Source organism: Microcoleus sp. N9_A2 (genome assembly GCF_036701775.1).
Classification (GTDB): domain Bacteria; phylum Cyanobacteriota; class Cyanobacteriia; order Cyanobacteriales; family Microcoleaceae; genus Microcoleus.
Genome location: NZ_JAUBRH010000155.1, coordinates 1 through 1339, shown reverse-complemented (window position 1 = coordinate 1339; position 1339 = coordinate 1). Strand labels below are relative to the sequence as shown.

Below are 1339 nucleotides of genomic sequence, written 5' to 3'. Positions count from 1 at the left end.
GTATCGGCTCAATAAGTAGGGGAAGGAGTTATTCTAATTGCCAAGACAAACCCAAGGGATGAAGAGAAGATTTTTCGCGAATAATAGTGGAGAGAGAGGGAATAATTCCAAGTTGAGAAATTCGGTCACGGACATAATCAAAAAAACTGATTCCCAACTGACGAGTAGTAGCAACAAGAGACATAAAAGTATCCCAGGCTTGAGTACCCTCAATTGTCTGAGTTGCATAGCTAATATTACGTCGCTGCACCATAGTTCTGGCAGCTAACTCAGCCGGATTATTGTGCAGAGGTAATTCAGGATGCTCTAAAACCCTGAGCAACTCCGATACTTTTGCAGCAGTTAATTGTTTACGTTCATCCAACAATTCATAGCCACAAGGAGTTTCAAAAAGCCGCCGAAATTTAGACCTTAAAAGCAGTGCAGCTTCGGGACTGGGAGCATCTTTGTAAGCTAATAATTCCCGATAATAATCCCAAAAATCTTCGATAAATTTCCCTAAAATTACCTGATGGCAATGGAATACCGGGCTTAACTTCTTGTAATGTCTTCCCTCATGCACCCAACATAACGCTCTATCGGCAGTGATTAACTTAAATTGGGGAGCATCATCACAACAAAGAGTTTGTACGACTGGACAATCTGTTTGCTGATGGTAGAACGCAATAGCTGCTGCTTCCCTAATCCGGGTAACTTGTTGAACACCCAGTTTGGGTACATACTTATTGAGTAGGTGATTAAACTGTGACTCACTCAACACCGTTTCTTGAGGTAATAGCTTGAGAGCATTCTGCCATTTAATCGGGATTTTGAAGTCCTGAATTAGTGAGAATGTGAGTGGATTCAGCATAAATTCTAATTCTCGTCCGGGCTGTAATCCTTTCAGTACCGTCAGTCTATCTTTATTGGCTGTTGTAAAGTAGACTGTATATAAAGGGTTGCAGATGATATTAGTGGTATGGTTTACTCCACCTACACGCGCACCAGTTTGGTCGAAGTGTTGCCAAGGACTACTCGCTAGTCCTGAATCATAAACTTCTTTTTTCTCGGTTTCAAAACCGGAGTGGTTTTTGATTAACAGGTTGGATAAATAACCGGCTGAGATGGAAATACCTAAATCTGCTAAAAATTCTAGTAGTTTGCCTTGGGTCATATTGCCCCCATAGTACAAACTGATGATTAAGGCTTTTATGCCTGGTCCAAATTCTCCTTCGTAGCCTAATGGTAATTCTGCTACATAAGTTTTCCCAACTGAGGGCGAGTAATATTTCTGTTTGCGGAATAATATGTTGTCGGTTGCCAAGCTGATATCTTGGATGATTACTTGTTCGTATCCTTT

At 41.0% G+C, this 1339-nt stretch carries 1 protein-coding gene; it reads right to left on the bottom strand.

Annotated features, from left to right (window positions below; translation table 11 throughout):
• Positions 1-28: 28 nt before the first annotated feature.
• On the bottom strand, positions 29-1339 hold a 1311-nt coding region (locus QUA44_RS30510), incomplete at its 5' end, for a transposase (RefSeq protein ID WP_333310107.1).